This window comes from Paraburkholderia sp. GAS82 (assembly GCF_050436285.1).
Taxonomy (GTDB): Bacteria; Pseudomonadota; Gammaproteobacteria; order Burkholderiales; family Burkholderiaceae; genus Paraburkholderia; species Paraburkholderia phenazinium_B.
Map to the genome: position 1 here is coordinate 230,904 of NZ_JBNDLX010000002.1, position 16,616 is coordinate 247,519.

Genomic DNA, 16,616 nt, shown 5'->3' on the forward strand with positions numbered 1-16,616 from the left:
AATCGACGCAAGCCATTATCCTAACATGCGTGGCGCGCGGCGTGCATCTGCATGGCCCGCGCGCGCCTCATGCGATGGATTACTCCACCGACAGTTGCAGGTGCAGTTGCGAGCGCGCTGCACCACCTTCCATTGCTTCGCTGGCGGTGTCGCGGTCCGATTGCGCCGATGGCGCGAGACGCGCGGTTTCAATGCGGTCGAGATACTCGGTGGTGACGTCGCCGGTGATGTAGTTGCCGTCGAAGCACGACGCTTCGAATTCCTTCAGCGCCGGGTTGATGTCGCGCACAGCCTGCTTCAGCGCCTCGACGTCCTGGTACACCAGGTGATCCGCGCCGATCATGCGTGCGACTTCATCATCGGTGCGGCCGTGAGCGACGAGTTCACCGCGCGTCGGCATGTCGATACCGTAGACGTTCGGGAATTTCACCGGCGGCGCCGCCGAGGCGAAGATGACCTTGTTTGCGCCGGCGAAGCGCGCCATCTGCACGATTTCGTGCGAGGTGGTGCCGCGCACGATCGAGTCGTCCACGATCAGCACGTTCTTGCCCTTGAATTCGATCGCCATCGCATTGAGCTTCTGACGCACCGACTTCTTGCGCACAGCCTGGCCCGGCATGATAAACGTGCGGCCAACGTAGCGGTTCTTGAAGAAGCCTTCGCGATATTCAACACCGAGCTTCTTGGCGACCTGCATTGCCGCAGGGCGCGACGAATCGGGAATCGGCATCACCACGTCGATCGGCACATCTGGCAGTTCACGCTTGATCTTCTCTGCGAGGTAGTCGCCCATGCGCAGACGCACGTTGTAGACCGGCACGCCATCGAGCACCGAGTCCGGACGCGCGAGATACACGAGTTCGAAAATACACGGATTCAGGCTCGCGTTCGGCGCGCACTGTTGCGAATGCAGATTGCCTTCGATGTCGATAAACAGCGCTTCACCCGGCGCCACATCGCGCACGAATTCGAAGCCGATGCCTTCAATGGCTACCGATTCCGACGCGACGATCCACTCCACGCCATGCGCCGTTTCCTGCTTGCCCAGACACAGCGGGCGGATACCGAACGGGTCGCGGAAAGCCAGCAGGCCGTAGCCGGCGATCAGCGAAACGATCGCATACGAACCATGCACGCGGCGATGCACGCCAGAGACCGCCTTGAACACAGATGCCGGATCGATTTGCAGGCCGGAAGTGGAGAGTTGCAGTTCGTGCGCGAGCACGTTGAGCAGCACTTCGGTATCGGAATTGGTGTTGATGTGGCGGCGGTCGACGCGGAACATCTCGTCTTTCAGTTGCTGCCAGTTGGTCAGATTGCCGTTGTGAGCGAGGATGATGCCAAACGGTGCGTTCACGTAGAACGGTTGGGCTTCTTCTTCACTCGACGCCGAACCGGCCGTCGGGTACCGCACCTGGCCGATGCCAGTGTTGCCGGGCAGGCTGCGCATGTTGCGCGTGCGGAACACGTCGCGCACCATGCCGTTAGCCTTGTGCATGTGGAAATTGCTGCCGTTCGCCGTCGCGATGCCGGCTGCGTCCTGACCGCGGTGCTGCAGGAGCAGCAGGCTGTCATAGATCAGCTGATTGACCGGAGATTGGGAAACTACGCCTACGATGCCGCACATGGCATGTCCTTCAAAGGTACGAAATTCGTGACGGCGGCCGGTGCCGGGGAAGCATCCGGGTCGCGCCGATGTCCTGCGTACTTCCTGCAACGCCTCGCCGGCTTGTGATCGTCACACACGGACGTAAGCAGCGAGTGTCTCGGGAAGCAGCGGTTTCAGTTCGTGCACGCCTTGGACCGCGTAGGGCCGCAACAAGGCGTTGCGCCAGAATTCCTGCTGGGGCAGTTCGGTCAGGCCTGCGAGGGCGACCAGAATCAGCACCAGGATGACCCCGCGAACGAGGCCGAACATCAAGCCCAGCGAGCGGTCCACACCGCTCAGACCGGACGCCTGCACGAGCCGGCTCAACAGCGCGTTGGCGACACCCACCACCAGCATCACGCCGATCACCAGCAAGGCAAAAGCCAGCAGCCATTGAGTCAAAGCGCCACCCGGCCACCTGGCGGGCATATACGGCACCACATAGCCGACGAAATGGCAGGCAATCAAAAACGCTGCAACCCAACCGATCAGCCCGAATATCTCGGACAGAAAACCGCGCCAACCGCCCCGCAGGGCCGACAAACCTATCACCGCCATTACAGCGTAGTCGAAGGCAGTGAACATCGCTGACTTACTGTGCCGAGCCGTTGTTCGAGCCCGACGTCAGGCCGGCTTCACGGACCTTCGCAATCGCTGCCGAAGCGGCGGTCCGGTCAGCGAACGGGCCTGCGCGCAGAAGCGTACGGGTCGTGCCGTCAGCCTGTTTCCTGTGCTCGATATATGCGGGCACTCCCGCTGCTTTCAACTTGGACGTCCAGGCTTTCGCGCTCGCGTCGTCCGGGAACGAACCCAGTTGCACCGCGAAACGGCTGCCCGGCGGCGAGGCCGGCGTGCCGGAATCGGCATCTGCGGCGGCCGCGTCGGGGTTGCTTGTGGTCGCGGTTGCGTTCGTATTGTTCGTGTTGGCGGCGCTTTGAGTCGGCGCAGGGGCCGGCTTAGACGGCTTCTTCGAAGCAGGCACTTGCGTCGACGCCACAGCGGACGCCTGCGACTTGCTGCTCTTGCCGGCTTGCGCCGGTGCAGCGGCCGTGCCCTGCTGCGTCATGGCGTTTGTCGGAGCGGGCGCGGCCGGAGCCGGCGCTACGCCTGAGGCTGCGAGTGCGCTATTTGTGCTATCTGGGGCCGGATTATCAGGTGCGACACCTGCCTGGGTGTCTTCATCGGCAGCGGCCGCTTTGGGCGCCGGACGGGTGGGGATATCGATGGCGATATCGTCCGTCACAGGTTTCGGATGCGAATCCAGCACCATGGGCAGGATCACGACCGCTGCCACCACCATGGCTATCGCGCCTACCAGGCGGCGACGCGCGCGCTGTTTTTCAGGCAACGTAGGGTCGAGCAGCATTGCATCGGCGTCAGGCCGTTCCGTGCGGCGGGTGGCTCGCCGCTCCACGCGCTCGCCACGGGCGGCCCGGGTGGAACTCGTATTTGCGCCACGCCGGGTAGGCGTGTCGTCTTTCTTGCCGAACGAGAAAATTCCCATGAATGGCTTGGTTCGAGGCTGCCGCCCGTTCAGTGTTGCTGCGATTTACGGTAGGCCATTACGCCGGCTACCGTATAGAAACTGCCGAAAACCACGATTCTATCATTCTCCGAGGCCCGTTTTAGCGCGTCTTGGAAAGCCTCGGCCGGCGATTCGAACCGCGTTATGCTGCTATCGGGACCATCCGTTACACCGCACTCGCGCAGGGTGGCGTCGAGAAACTCGGCGGACGCCGCCCGTGGGCTCGGCAGACCGGTTACGCACCAATGGGCGACTTCGCCTTTCAGGTGTTCGATCACGCCAGCGATGTCCTTGTCGCGCATCGCGCCAAATACGGCATACGTGTACGGAAAATAACCCATATTGCCGAGATTCTGCGATAAAACTGCAGCAGCATGTGGGTTGTGACCAACATCGAGGACGATGGCCGGTTTGCCCGGCAGCACCTGAAAACGGCCCGCCAGTTCGACGTTCGCCAGACCCAGACGGATGTCCTGCGCGGAAACAGGCAGACGGTCCCGCAAAGCCTCGAGGCCCGCCAGCGCGGCGGAGGTATTGATGAGCTGATTCGCGCCGCGCAGCGCCGGGTAGGCGAGCGCCGAGCGGCGCAGCGTGCGGCCCACATAGCTCCATTGCTGACGCTCGCTGCCGGCCTGGCCTTCATAGCGAAAATCGCGGCCGAAGAGCCATAGATCGGCGCCGATCGCTTCTGCATGGTCAATCAGCGTTTGCGGCGGCACCGGGTCCGCGCAGATCGCCGGCCTGCCGGGGCGGAAAATGCCCGCTTTCTCGAAGCCGATTTTCTCGCGCGTATCGCCGAGGTATTCGGTGTGATCGATGTCGATGCTCGTGACGATCGCACAATCGGCGTCGAGGATGTTGACCGCATCGAGACGTCCGCCGAGGCCCACCTCGAGAATGACCGCATCCAGCCCGCTCGCGGCAAACAGATGCATGATGGCCAGCGTCGTGAATTCGAAGTACGTCAACGAGACCGGTTCCGCGAGGCTCAGGCGCGCCGCTTCGACCGCCTCGAAATGCGCCAGCAGGTCGGCGTCGCTCGCCACCTCGCCGTTTACCCGCGCCCGTTCGTTGAACGTGAGGAGATGCGGGGAAGTGTGGCAACCCACTCGATAACCTGCGCGCAGCAAGATCGTTTCGAGGATCGCGCACGTCGAGCCTTTGCCGTTGGTGCCGCCCACCGTGATCACCGGGCAGTCGAACGACAGTTGCAGCGCGTCGCGCACCTTGCTGATCCGCGTCAGCCCCATGTCGATACCGACCGGATGCGCGGATTCGAGGTGCTTGAGCCAGGCGTCGAGAGTCGGGAATGTGGTGGTCATCTGCTGCGTCGGTTAGGCGGTGTTGCGAACTTGCGCGAGACCGCGATTATCCCGGAAATGACAGCGCGCCGCTTGATGACCTCTCGCGGCGCGCTGTTTTTACACTGCCGTGCTGTGTGGCACGGCATCGAAGGCCTGTGTGGCAGTTGCGTTCGTTACGTTCGCTGCGTTCGTTCAGGCTACCGCGTCAGCCGGCTGGCGGGACATCAGAGCCATCAGACGCGCGATTTCCTCACGCAGCTTGCGACGATCGACGATCATGTCGACCGCGCCCTTCGTCAGCAGGAATTCGGCACGCTGGAAACCTTCCGGCAGCTTTTCGCGCACGGTTTGCTCGATCACTCGCGGGCCGGCAAAGCCGATCAGCGCCTTCGGCTCGGCGATCACCACGTCGCCGAGGAACGCGAAGCTCGCCGACACACCGCCCATGGTCGGATCGGTCAGCACCGAGATGAACGGCAGCTTGGCGTCGGACAGCTTGGTCAGCATTGCCGTGGTCTTGGCCATCTGCATCAGCGACAACAGGCTTTCCTGCATCCGCGCGCCGCCCGAAGCGGTGAAGCAGATAAACGGCACGTTCTGCTCGAGTGCGTTCTGCGCGCCGCGCGCGAAGCGCTCGCCGACTACCGAACCCATCGAGCCGCCCATGAATGAGAACTCGAAGCAGGCCACCACGCACGGCAGCGTGTGAATCGCGCCACCCATGACGACCATCGCGTCGGTTTCGTCGGTTTCATCCATCGCCTCTTTCAGGCGTTCCGGGTACTTGCGGCTGTCCTTGAACTTGAGTGCGTCGACCGGCAGGATCTCCTGGCCGATTTCGTAGCGGCCTTCCGGATCGAGCAGACCGTCGAGGCGCTCACGTGCGCCGATGCGCATGTGATGGTCGCACTTCGGGCACACGTGCAGATTGGCCTCCACGTCGTTGCGGTACAGCACCGCTTCGCACGACGGGCACTTGATCCACAGGCCTTCCGGAATCCCTTTACGGTTTTTCGGATCGGTTTGCTTGATTTTGGGTGGCAGCAGCTTGTCGAGCCAGCTCATGGTGATTCCTTCCTGGGTCTTCGGTACGCACAACGGCGGGGATAAACCCCGCCGCAAGCCTACAGCAGACAAAAAATAACGGTTATCGGGCGGTCGCGCCAATGCCGTCGAGCGCCTCGCGGATCTCCGCGATGAAACGCGTCAGCGTCTCGGCGGCTGTCTCCGGTGCGGCTTTTTCGAGCAATTGCACGATACGGCTGCCGATCACGACGGCATCGGAGACTTCGGCCACCAAGCGCGCTGTCTGGGCGTCCCGGATGCCAAAACCGACGCCCACCGGCAGGGGAACGCGCGACTTGATGGCGGGGATTTTACTCGCGATGCTGGAAACGTCCAGATTTGCCGCTCCGGTGACCCCTTTCAACGACACATAGTAGACGTAGCCGCTGGCGATTTTGCCGACTTCCGCGATGCGATCGTCAGTCGACGTGGGGGCGAGCAGAAAGATAGGGTCGATGCCAGAAGATCGCATCTTTTCGGCGAAGATCACAGACTCTTCCGGCGGATAATCGACCACTAGCACACCATCCACGCCGGCTTGCTGCGCCGCTGCAGCGAACGCCTCAACGCCCATCCGTTCGATCGGATTGGCGTAGCCCATCAGCACCACCGGCGTCTTGTCATCGCGCTCGCGAAACCTCTTCACGTCGGCCAGCACGTGGCGCAGCGAGACGCCATGCGCCAGCGCGCGCTCGGACGAGGCCTGGATGACCGGGCCGTCGGCCATCGGATCGGAGAACGGGACACCCAGTTCGATCACGTCCGCGCCGCCGGCTGCCAGCGCGTGCATGAACTCGACAGTGCGAGCCGGATCCGGGTCGCCCGCCGTCATGAATGGGATCAGTCCTTTCTTGCCTTGCGCAGCCAATGCTGCAAATGTGTTCTTGATACGGGACATGGAAATTTTCTCGAAAATAGTTAGCTGCGCGTTCGAAGCTTTTTGGAGCCTATTCCCTGATTTTTACAACCCGTTCGGCGCTGTATGCGCGCTTAGGGGGCGTTAACTCAGGTTTCAACATCCGCAGATGCAACGGGCGTGGCGGGTTCGGTCAGCGCAACCGGCGCGGCCGCGCTGACGCGTTCACGCGCTATCGCGCAGTAACTTTCATTAATTTCATAGCCGACGAATTCGCGCCTCTGACGTGCGCAAGCGACTGCCGTGGTGCCGCTACCCATGAACGGGTCAAGCACGCGACCGCCCGGCGGGCAGCTCGCGAGCACCATCCGCTCGACGATCTCCAAAGGTTTCTGGGTCGGGTGATCGACCCGCTCGGCATGCTGCCGATGCAGGCGCGATACCGACCAGACATCCTTCGGGTTGTAGCCTTGCTCCAGCCACTTGCTGCCTTCGAACAACTTGCGCGAACGCGCCTTCTTCGTGATAGCATCGTACGGGATGCGGACGGGATCGAGATCGAAGTAGTAATCCTTCGACACCGCGAAAAAGCCGATGTTGTCGTGCACGGACGTAAAGCGACGGGTGGTGCCGCCCATGCTCGGCACGCGCCGGTCCCAGATGATCTCGTTGACCATCGTGAGACGAGTCTTCAGAAAGCAGAAGATTTCCGGCGCGTATTGCCACGTGCAAAAGATATACAGCGAACCGGACGGCTTGAGCTTCGGGATCGCCAGCTCAAGCCAGCTTCGCGTCCAGGCGATAAAGTCGTCGCCCGAACGCATATCGGAGTCGTTGCCGTAGTCCTTGCCGAGCCCATACGGCGGATCGGCAAGGATCAAGTCGATCGACGCATCCGGCAGGTTCGCCACATCGGTCAGAAAATCGCGGTTCAAGAGCTGAATACCGGCGGGCCCCACAGGCAAAGCAGCCGGAGACGCCAATGCAGGTGCCTCGGTTGCTTCGACCTGGGGCGTTTCGGCTTGAGCTGTTACAGCCTCGGCCATCGCGGCCTCAGTCGCTCCAGCCTCGGGGCCGTCGATCGCCGGTTGCGGCTCGTCGAACTCGTCGCGCATCGTCGCGGCGCTCAGAACGTGATACCCGATCGCTCAGCGACCGTGTGCATGTCCTTGTCGCCGCGACCCGACAGGTTCACCAGAAGGCACTTGTCCTTCGGCAAGGTCGGCGCGAGTTTGGCCGCATAGGCCAGCGCGTGGCTCGATTCGAGCGCCGGAATGATGCCCTCGATCCGGCAGCAATCGTGGAACGCCTTGAGCGCTTCTTCGTCGGTGATGCCGACGTATTGCGCACGGCCAGTTTCGTGCAACCAGGCGTGCTCCGGGCCGACGCCCGGATAGTCGAGACCCGCCGACACCGAATGCGTCTCGATAATCTGGCCGTTTTCGTCCTGCAGCAGATAGGTGCGGTTACCGTGCAAGACTCCCGGGCTACCGCCGATCAGCGAAGCCGCATGGCGACCCGTGTCGAGGCCATCCCCGGCAGCTTCAACGCCGATCAACTGCACTTCTTTGTCGTCGATATATGGGTAAAAGATGCCCATCGCGTTAGATCCACCGCCCACGCACGCGATTACCGCATCCGGCTGACGGCCGACCAGTTCGGGCATCTGCACCTTGCACTCATCGCCGATCACGCGCTGGAAATCGCGCACCATCATCGGATACGGATGCGGACCCGCGACCGTGCCGATGATGTAGAACGTGCTTTCGACGTTGGTGACCCAGTCGCGCATCGCTTCGTTGAGCGAGTCTTTCAGCGTTTTGGATCCCGATTCGACCGGCACAACGGTAGCGCCAAGCAGTTTCATGCGATACACGTTGGCGGCCTGCCGGCGTACGTCTTCCGAACCCATGTAGACCACGCACTCCATGCCGAAGCGGGCAGCAATGGTCGCCGTGGCGACCCCATGCTGACCCGCGCCGGTTTCCGCGATCACTCGCTTCTTGCCCATGCGTTTGGCGAGCAGGGCCTGGCCGATTACGTTGTTGATCTTGTGGGCGCCAGTGTGATTCAGGTCTTCACGCTTGAGGAAAACCTGAGCGCCGCCAAGCAGTTCGCTCCAGCGCTGAGCATGATAAATCGGGGAAGGACGGCCAACGAAGTGCTTCAGTTCGCGTTCGTATTCAGCAACGAACTCGGGGTCTTTCTGGAATTTTTCGTAGGCTTCACGCAGCTCGTTGAGTGCATGGACCAACGTTTCAGCGACGAACACGCCGCCAAATTGGCCGAAATGGCCTCGTTCATCGGGCAAGTTATACATGGTGTCACTCTTCTCAGTGTGCCGGACCGCTCGCGTCATGCGAGGCCGGCTCCGGCGCAATCACTCTGCGTCCGCCGCGCGCACTGCGCGCACGAACGCCGCCATCCGGGCGTGATCTTTCACGCCCTTGGCGCCCGCTACTTCGATGCCGCTCGAGACATCGACCGCGTACGGGCGCACGCGATGAATCGCATCACTGACGTTTTGCGCGTTCAACCCACCACTCAAAACGGCCCGACGCGCGAGCTCTGCTGGAATAAGTGACCAATCGAAAACCTTCCCGCCGCCGCCATAGCCTTCGACATGGGTGTCGAACAGAAGAGCGCTGGCAGCTGCATAGTTAAGTGCCGATTTTACCAAATCGGCTTGCTGAGTATCGGCCTCAACCCGCAAAGCGCGCAACCAAGGCAAACCCGCAACGCTGGCGAGCGCCTCGCATTGCTGAGGCGTCTCGTCGCCGTGGAACTGTAGCAGGGTGAGCGGAACGTTGCTTACCACCTCGCGCATCCACTCGGGCGACGCGTTCACGAACAGCCCTACCACCGACACGAACGGCGGCACGTCCCGCACCAGTTCGAGCGCCTGCCCCACATTGACCGAGCGCGGGCTGGGCGGATAGAACACGAGGCCGATCGCATCCGCGCCGAGGTCGATGGCGTGGGCCACGTCCTCAGGCTTCGACAACCCGCACAACTTGATGCGGGTCCGATGGGGCGCCGCGGCTTGCGTCGCGCCCTGCTGCTGGGGTGCACCGGCCGCGGCCGGCTGGTTCAAGGTGGTTGAATTCATGATTGCGCTGATTCGGTCCAAACGGTACTCCACGGCACACTGGCCGCCTGCGCAGCGGGCACCGCGAATTCCTGAGGATAGCCCACTTGCGCGAGATATAGGCCGTCAGGCATGAAAGTAGGGGCGGCCTGATTGCGATCGCGGCTCGCCAGCACATCGGCCATCCACGCCGCAGGATAGCGCCCACGTCCGACTGCCACGAGACAGCCCATCAGATTGCGCACCATGTGGTGCAGGAAGGCGTTGGCGCGGAAGCGGAAGTGGATGAAGTCGCCCTGCTGCCGCACGTCGATCTGGTACAGATGCTTGACTGGTGTTTTCGCCTGGCATTCCGACGAACGGAACGCTGAAAAATCGTTCTCGCCGATCAGATAAGCGGCGGCGGCGCGCATCGCCTCGACGTCGAGCGGCGTGTGCACCCAGCCGGCGCGTTCGGCCAGCATCGGCGAGCGGACCGGGTGGACGTACAGCGCGTAGTAATAGGTCCGCTCGAACGCCGAAAAGCGCGCGTGGAACGTCTCCGGCATCGGCTTCGCCCACTGAACCGCGACCGTTTTGGGCAGAAACGCATTGGTGCCGCGCACCCACGAGAAATCCGTACGATCCAGTTCGGTGTCGAAATGCACGACCTGTCCGAGGCCGTGCACGCCGGTATCGGTACGGCCGGCCACCACTGTCTGCAGGGGCGTCCGCGCAAATTCGCGGAGCGCTCTTTCGAGCGCATCCTGGACCGTCTTGCCGTGCGGCTGCGACTGCCAGCCGCAAAATGCCGAGCCGTCGTACTGGATTCCTAACGCAATCCGTGTCACGGCGGGCATTACGACAAAGGCCGCAGCGTCGACAGCAACGCCCGCGCTTCGCTGCGCGTGGCAGCGTCGTTCGTATCAATCACTTCCTGGATCAGCGCTCGCGCGCCGGCCAGATCGCCCAGTTCGATGTACTCGGAGGCCAGATCGAGCTTGTTGCGGGCAATCCGGACCAGATCATGCGGCGTGAACGACGGCAGCGGTTGCGCGGGACTCGGCGGCAACTCCAGATCGAAGTCCAGATTCAGCGCGCCGAAGCCGGCAGCGCCTAGTCCGGCGACGGCCGCTGGGCCTGCCGTGCCAGCAGCGATTTCTTCGGCGGCAGGGAGTGAGCCCGCGGAACCGTGCATGAAGGCGTGCTGCGCGGTGATTTCGGGCTCGACCACCGGCTGCGTCGACAGCGAAGCAGGCGGCGTTACCGGCGTGGCTGGCGATACTGGCTCGGTGCGCGGCGGCAAAGCCATGTCGAGGCTGCCGAAGGCGTCGACTGCATCGCGGGGGAAGCTGCTTGCGGCGGCCGGCTCAGCCGGGGCGTCGCTGAGGGGCTGCTCTGCCGGGGATGCGTTTTCCTCGACATTCAGCGCGTCCGGTTGCTGATCGGTATTCGCTGCTTCGTGCAGTGCCTGTTCGAATGTTTCGGGCGCGGAAGGCTGTTCGTGCGCCGATGGAGGGAATGCCTCCGGCGACAGCGATTCTCCATGCGGCACCGATTCGGATGCCTGGGGTGTCAGCGGCTCGCCCCACTCCGGCTCAAGTTGCGGCGGCGAGGGGAGCGGCTGCGGGGCTCCTGTGTGATAGAGCGACGGCTCGGCAGGATGTTGGCCGAATGACGACCCCGTTTGCGGCTCACCAAGCGGTGCCGGTGCACCGAAATCCATCTGCGGATGCGGCGGTTCGTTGCGTTCAAGCGGCGGCTCTTCGGCGGCACTTTCCTCAGAGGGATGCTCCGCGGGCTCGGTCCATTGATTCGGGCCGGCCGGCGCAGGATGGCTCGGATGCTCGATCGCTGGGTGGAACTGGTCTGGACGCAATGCGTCAGTCCCGGGTTCTATGACCGGGGCGTGATCGGCCGAGGCGGTGGTGTCTTCGAAGGAGAACGGTGCAGAAGTGTGATCGGCCGGTTCGTACGGCGCTGTTTCGCTCTCTGCTGACTTCCGTACTGCGGCCTCGTGTTCTTCCACTTCATGCGAGGCCGCTTCTTCATGAGATGCCGCGTCATGAGCCGCTGCCTCGTGCTCTGCGATCTGCCGGGCCGTTGCCTCCCGATCCGCCAATTCACGTGCAGCTGCTTCTTCGTGCGCAGCAGCCTCGCGAGCCGCTGCTTCGCGCTCTGCAGCCTGATGGGCTGCCGCCTCACGCTCCGCGGCTTCACGTGCAGCCGCTTCCTCGTGTGCCGCAGCCTCACGGGCTGCTGCCTCGCGCTCTACGGCCTGCTGGGCGGCTGCCTCCCGCTCCACCGCTTCACGGGTAGCCGCTTCTTCGCGTGCCGCAGCCTCGCCAGCTGCAGCTTCGCGCGCCGCGTACCCGCCGGCAACCACTGGGTCAGACGTGCCAATCTCATCATGCGGCGCGAAGTTATCTCGCGCCAGCACAGTCTCCGGCCCCGCCACGGCTTCAGTTTCAGACGCCCCAGCAACCTCCGCCGACGTCACGCGACTCGCACGCCGACGCATCCCGAGCGCAGCCAGCAAGGCGACCGCCGCTGCGCCGATTGCAGCGGCAAAGCCGAGGTTCACCGGGGACAAGTCGAAGCCGCCACTCTGAGTGTGCGAACTCGCCACAGCGCCCGTGCTCTGCACATGAGTCCCGCTGGCAACGACCGCCGGACTGCTCTCAACCGTCGCAGGACCGCTCGCCGAAGCAGGCTGCGCCGGCTTGCCGCCGATGCCATGCTTTTGCAATTCCAACAGCACCCGGCTCTTCAGCGCGAGCAACTGTTGCAGACTGGAAACCTGCGTCGGAGCCTGCAAGGCCTGCGGAGCGGAGGAAGGCGTAACCGGCAGCGTCGCAGACGCAGACGCCGCGGAGGCGACCGATGCGCCGGTCGCCGGCTGGATCGAGCCCGTCCAGACATGCGCACCCACCGCCTGCGAGACAGACGGCGCGACGGCTGTCGACGAAACGCCGGCAGGCGCCGAAGCCGCGCCAGACACCGCACCGGACGCGGCCATAGCGGGCCCACTGCCGGCCAACGGCGCGCTAACGCCAGCGCCAGCAGCGGTGGCCGAACTCGCCTGAACGGCCGCACTCGCCGGCCCAGAGACGGCCGGAGCAGCCTGCATGGCAGCACTCGCTGCATTCGCCTGTCCACTGGCAGGCTGCGATGCAGCGCTGACCGCAGTACTTGCCGCAGGTGCCGTGGCCGCCGTAGCGGGTGAAGCCGCCGCCGACGACGCACTCGCCGCTACAGCCGAACTTGCTGCCGCCCCCAACGGTGCCGGGGCGACCGCAGCATCCGAAGCCACGATCGCCGCGCCCGTCGCATCCAGCGCCGGAATCGTCAGCACTGACCCCAGTCTCAGCCGGCTCGGGTCGTGCGACATAAACGCGTTCGGGTTTGCGTCGAACAAGGCCTTCGAGGCGCGCGCCAGCGTCGCGCGATCGTGCGACTGCGTGGCCGCGATCGCTACGTCATTCAGCGATTGCCCCGGATGAATCGAATACTGGCTGCCGGCGGCGAGCGGCGCGGAAGCACCGGCTGGCGCGCTGGCCGCGTCGACAGTCGCTGCCTGAGCGCCGGTTGCACCCCCACCCAGGCCGCCCAGCACGAAGGCCAGGCTAGCCGCGGCGGCGAACCGGCACACACTGCTGCGCGCGATAGCGCGACGGTAAGCGTGTCGGACGGTCATCTGGACCACGGGCGCGTCAGCGCTCAGCCCTTGTTTGCGGTTGGATTGAGACAAGATTTTGGGAGCACACCAATGAAAAAAGCGCCGCGCGAGCGCGACGCTTTTTGAGTTTTTACGCGTCGTAGCCGCGTAGTTTACTTTACTTGTCGAGCAGAATGCGCAGCATCCTGCGCAGCGGCTCTGCGGCGCCCCACAAGAGCTGGTCGCCAACCGTGAAAGCCGACAGATATTCGCCGCCCATCGCCAGCTTGCGCAGACGTCCAACCGGCACCGTCAGCGTGCCCGTGACCACCGCCGGTGACAGATCGCGGATCGACGCTTCGCGCTCGTTCGGCACAACCTTGACCCAGTCATTGGCCGAGGCGAGGATGCTGCTCACCTCGTCGAGCGGCACGTCTTTCTTCAGCTTGATCGTCAAAGCCTGCGAGTGGCAGCGCATGGCGCCGATGCGCACACACAATCCGTCCACCGGGATCGAACCGGGCGTGCCCATGGCCGGCTTGCCGAGGATCTTGTTGGTTTCCGCGCCGCCTTTCCACTCTTCCTTGGACATGCCGTTGCCGAGGTCCTTGTCGATCCACGGAATCAGCGAACCGGCGAGCGGCACGCCGAAATGCTCGGTCGGCATGCGGTCGCTGTTCATCGCGGCGAGTACGCGGCGGTCGATGTCCAGGATCGCCGACGACGGATCCGCCAGATCTTCCTTGGCCGAGCCATACAGCGTGCCCATCTGTTGCAGCAATTCACGCATGTTCTGCGCGCCCGCGCCCGATGCAGCCTGATACGTCATGGCCGTCATCCAGTCGACGAGGTTTTCGCGGAACAGGCCACCCAGCGCCATCAGCATCAGGCTAACCGTGCAGTTGCCGCCGATAAAATTCTTCTGACCCTTCACCAGCGCGTTCTTGATCACGTCGAGGTTGACCGGATCGAGAATGATGACGGCGTCGTCCTTCATACGCAGCGACGAAGCCGCGTCGATCCAGTAGCCGTTCCAGCCCGCTGCGCGCAGCTTCGGGAACACGTCATTGGTGTAGTCGCCGCCCTGGCAGGAGATGATGGCGTCGCACTTCTTCAGGTCGTCGATGCTCGAGGCATCTTTGAGCTTGGTCTCGTTTTTAGCGAACGACGGCGCGTTGCCGCCCGCGTTGCTGGTGCTGAAAAACACCGGTTCGATCAGATCGAAATCGCCTTCCTGCTGCATACGCTGCATCAGGACGCTGCCGACCATGCCGCGCCAACCTACGAGACCTACGTTCATGACACTTACCCTTCGAGTGGAGGCTTCCCCGCATCTTTGCCCGCAGTGACCGCGCGGGGAAGATGGGCGGGCACGACGGACGATCAGCGAATCGTGATCGTTTTCGGGGTAATTGCTTTAATCAGCGTTTTGACGCTAATGGCGAGCTCAACCACACGGGCCGTTTTGCCGTGATGGTTAGAAATCGAGGTGATTTGGTGAGCGCTAGCCATTTCTACAGTCTACACGAAAACCGGATTTGGGCGGCCTGATTCGCCGCTTTTGCGCGCGAATGGGCCGGATTTCGGGCCATTCGCGCGTGGGCGCGTCTCGAACTTACGACATCGTCCCTACGTCTTTACGGGCCACGAAACGTTCGCGGCCCGGGTAAAACACAACGCCAACAACAGTCTTAAAGCGCGGCGACGACAGCATCGCCCATCGCCGCAGTACCGACCTGCTTGCAACCCGGCGTGAGGATGTCGCCAGTACGGAAGCCTTGCTCCAGCACCTTCTTCACGGCGGCTTCGATGCGATCGGCCTGTTCGGCCTTGTTCAGCGAATAACGCAGCATCATCGCGGCGGACAGGATCGTGGCCAGCGGATTCGCCACGCCCTTGCCGGCGATATCCGGCGCCGACCCATGCGACGGCTCGTACAAGCCCTTATTGTTCTTGTCGAGCGACGCCGACGGCAGCATGCCGATCGAACCCGTCAACATAGCGGCTTCATCGGAAAGGATGTCGCCAAACATGTTGCCGGTGACGATTACGTCGAACGACTTCGGCGCCTTCACCAGTTGCATGGCCGCGTTGTCGACGTACATGTGCGACAGCTCGACGTCCGCGTATTCCTTCGAGACATCAATCATGATGTCCTTCCAGAATTGCGACGTTTCGAGCACGTTGGCCTTGTCGACCGAAGTCAGTTTCTTGCCGCGCTTTTGCGCTGCCTGGAAAGCAACGTGCGCGATGCGGCGCACTTCCGGCTCCGAATAACGCATCGTGTCGAAACCTTCCTTCGCGCCGGCAAACGGGCCGTCCGGTGCGTCACGCAGACCGCGCGGTGCGCCGAAGTAAATATCGCCATTCAGTTCGCGCACGATCAGGATGTCGAGGCCCGAAACGATCTCTTCCTTCAGCGACGACGCACCCGTCAATTGCGGATAGCAGATCGCCGGACGGAAGTTCGCGAACAGTTGCAGATGCTTACGCAGACCCAGAATGGCCTGCTCGGGACGCAGCGCGCGTTCGAGCTTGTCGTACTTCCAGTCGCCGACGGCGCCGAACAGGATCGCATCGGCTTCCTTCGCGAGCGCGAGCGTCGAATCGGGCAGCGGGTGGCCCTTGGCTTCGTAACCCGCGCCGCCAACGGGCGCTTCTTCAAGCTCGAACTTCTCGCCGAGCACGTTCAGAACCTTGACGGCTTCCTTGACGATTTCCGGACCGATGCCGTCGCCGGGCAACACTGCGATCTTCATGCGAATTTCCTTGATTGTTTTCTTTTAAACCTGGGCACGCAAAAGCGCTAACGCCTCAAACTCAGGCGTGCACTTAACCGACGATTCGGTGGCCCAGCCACGGCTGCTTCGTCAGACGCTCTGCTTCGAACTGACGAATCTTGTCAGCGTGACGTAGCGTCAGGCCGATATCGTCGAAACCATTCAGCAGGCAGTACTTACGGAAGCCGGCAACTTCGAACGGATACTCGGTGCCGTCGCCGATACGCACGGTCTGCGCTTCGAGATCGATGGTCAGCTCGAAACCGTTGAACGCGTACGTTTCGTTGAACAGATGATCGACCTGTTGATCTGTGAGCACGATCGGCAGCAGACCGTTCTTGAAGCAGTTGTTGTAGAAGATGTCTGCGAAGCTCGGCGCGATGATCGCGCGGAAGCCGTACTGCTGCAGCGCCCACGGTGCGTGCTCACGCGAGCTGCCGCAGCCGAAATTCTTGCGCGCCAGCAGGATCGACGCGCCTTGATAGCGCGGCTGGTTCAGCACGAAGTCGGGATTCAGCGGGCGCTTCGAATTGTCCTGACCCGGCTCGCCGTGGTCGAGGTAACGCCATTCGTCGAACGCATTCGGACCGAAGCCGGTGCGCTTGATCGACTTGAGGAACTGCTTCGGAATGATCGCGTCCGTGTCGACGTTTTCGCGATCCAACGGCGCCACGACGCCGGTATGTACGATGAATTTATCCATGGCCCATCAC

At 62.9% G+C, this 16,616-nt stretch carries 14 protein-coding genes; all 14 read right to left on the reverse strand.

Annotated elements, in window-relative coordinates; all coding sequences use genetic code 11:
- Positions 1 to 79: 79 nt before the first annotated feature.
- The 14 genes from purF to leuD all read right to left on the reverse strand — a co-directional run bounded on the left by purF (position 80) and on the right by leuD (position 16,606).
- Complete coding sequence (gene purF / locus P3T17_RS07380) at positions 80 to 1,627, reverse strand: amidophosphoribosyltransferase (protein ID WP_074266598.1); 1,548 nt, start codon at positions 1,625 to 1,627, stop codon at positions 80 to 82.
- A 111-nt stretch (positions 1,628 to 1,738) separates the two neighbouring features.
- Positions 1,739 to 2,233 (reverse strand): CvpA family protein, encoded by a 495-nt coding sequence (locus P3T17_RS07385; RefSeq protein ID WP_074266599.1) that lies wholly within the window; start codon positions 2,231 to 2,233, stop codon positions 1,739 to 1,741.
- A gap of 7 nt (positions 2,234 to 2,240) precedes the next feature.
- Positions 2,241 to 3,152 (reverse strand): SPOR domain-containing protein, encoded by a 912-nt coding sequence (locus P3T17_RS07390; RefSeq protein WP_429405768.1) that lies wholly within the window; start codon positions 3,150 to 3,152, stop codon positions 2,241 to 2,243.
- 29 nt (positions 3,153 to 3,181) lie between these two features.
- A complete protein-coding gene (folC, locus tag P3T17_RS07395) occupies positions 3,182 to 4,495 on the reverse strand; it encodes a bifunctional tetrahydrofolate synthase/dihydrofolate synthase (RefSeq protein WP_429405770.1) in 1,314 nt (437 codons plus the stop codon).
- 174 nt (positions 4,496 to 4,669) lie between these two features.
- A complete protein-coding gene (accD, locus tag P3T17_RS07400) occupies positions 4,670 to 5,542 on the reverse strand; it encodes an acetyl-CoA carboxylase, carboxyltransferase subunit beta (protein WP_074266602.1) in 873 nt (290 codons plus the stop codon).
- 82 nt (positions 5,543 to 5,624) lie between these two features.
- Positions 5,625 to 6,440 carry a tryptophan synthase subunit alpha gene (gene trpA / locus P3T17_RS07405; RefSeq protein ID WP_429405772.1) on the reverse strand — a complete coding sequence of 272 codons (816 nt, stop codon included), beginning with the start codon at positions 6,438 to 6,440 and terminating at the stop codon, positions 5,625 to 5,627.
- Positions 6,441 to 6,547: 107 nt separating this feature from the next.
- Positions 6,548 to 7,513 (reverse strand): DNA-methyltransferase, encoded by a 966-nt coding sequence (locus tag P3T17_RS07410; RefSeq protein ID WP_429405774.1) that lies wholly within the window; start codon positions 7,511 to 7,513, stop codon positions 6,548 to 6,550.
- 11 nt (positions 7,514 to 7,524) lie between these two features.
- Positions 7,525 to 8,718: a tryptophan synthase subunit beta gene (gene trpB, locus P3T17_RS07415; protein WP_074266605.1), complete on the reverse strand. Its 1,194-nt coding sequence runs from the start codon at positions 8,716 to 8,718 to the stop codon at positions 7,525 to 7,527.
- Positions 8,719 to 8,778: 60 nt separating this feature from the next.
- Positions 8,779 to 9,507, reverse strand: a complete 729-nt coding sequence (locus P3T17_RS07420; protein WP_429405776.1) for a phosphoribosylanthranilate isomerase — start codon at positions 9,505 to 9,507, stop codon at positions 8,779 to 8,781.
- Positions 9,504 to 10,316: a tRNA pseudouridine(38-40) synthase TruA gene (gene truA / locus P3T17_RS07425; RefSeq protein ID WP_429406450.1), complete on the reverse strand. Its 813-nt coding sequence runs from the start codon at positions 10,314 to 10,316 to the stop codon at positions 9,504 to 9,506. Before truA ends, P3T17_RS07420 begins: the two co-directional genes overlap by 4 nt.
- Before the next feature lie 8 nt (positions 10,317 to 10,324).
- Positions 10,325 to 13,162, reverse strand: a complete 2,838-nt coding sequence (locus tag P3T17_RS07430; protein ID WP_429405777.1) for a FimV/HubP family polar landmark protein — start codon at positions 13,160 to 13,162, stop codon at positions 10,325 to 10,327.
- A 139-nt stretch (positions 13,163 to 13,301) separates the two neighbouring features.
- Complete coding sequence (gene asd / locus P3T17_RS07435; protein WP_429405779.1) at positions 13,302 to 14,423, reverse strand: aspartate-semialdehyde dehydrogenase; 1,122 nt, start codon at positions 14,421 to 14,423, stop codon at positions 13,302 to 13,304.
- A gap of 391 nt (positions 14,424 to 14,814) precedes the next feature.
- Positions 14,815 to 15,882, reverse strand: a complete 1,068-nt coding sequence (leuB, locus tag P3T17_RS07440) for a 3-isopropylmalate dehydrogenase (RefSeq protein WP_074266609.1) — start codon at positions 15,880 to 15,882, stop codon at positions 14,815 to 14,817.
- Between the two features lie 73 nt (positions 15,883 to 15,955).
- Positions 15,956 to 16,606 carry a 3-isopropylmalate dehydratase small subunit gene (gene leuD / locus P3T17_RS07445; protein ID WP_429405781.1) on the reverse strand — a complete coding sequence of 217 codons (651 nt, stop codon included), beginning with the start codon at positions 16,604 to 16,606 and terminating at the stop codon, positions 15,956 to 15,958.
- Positions 16,607 to 16,616 lie beyond the last annotated feature (10 nt).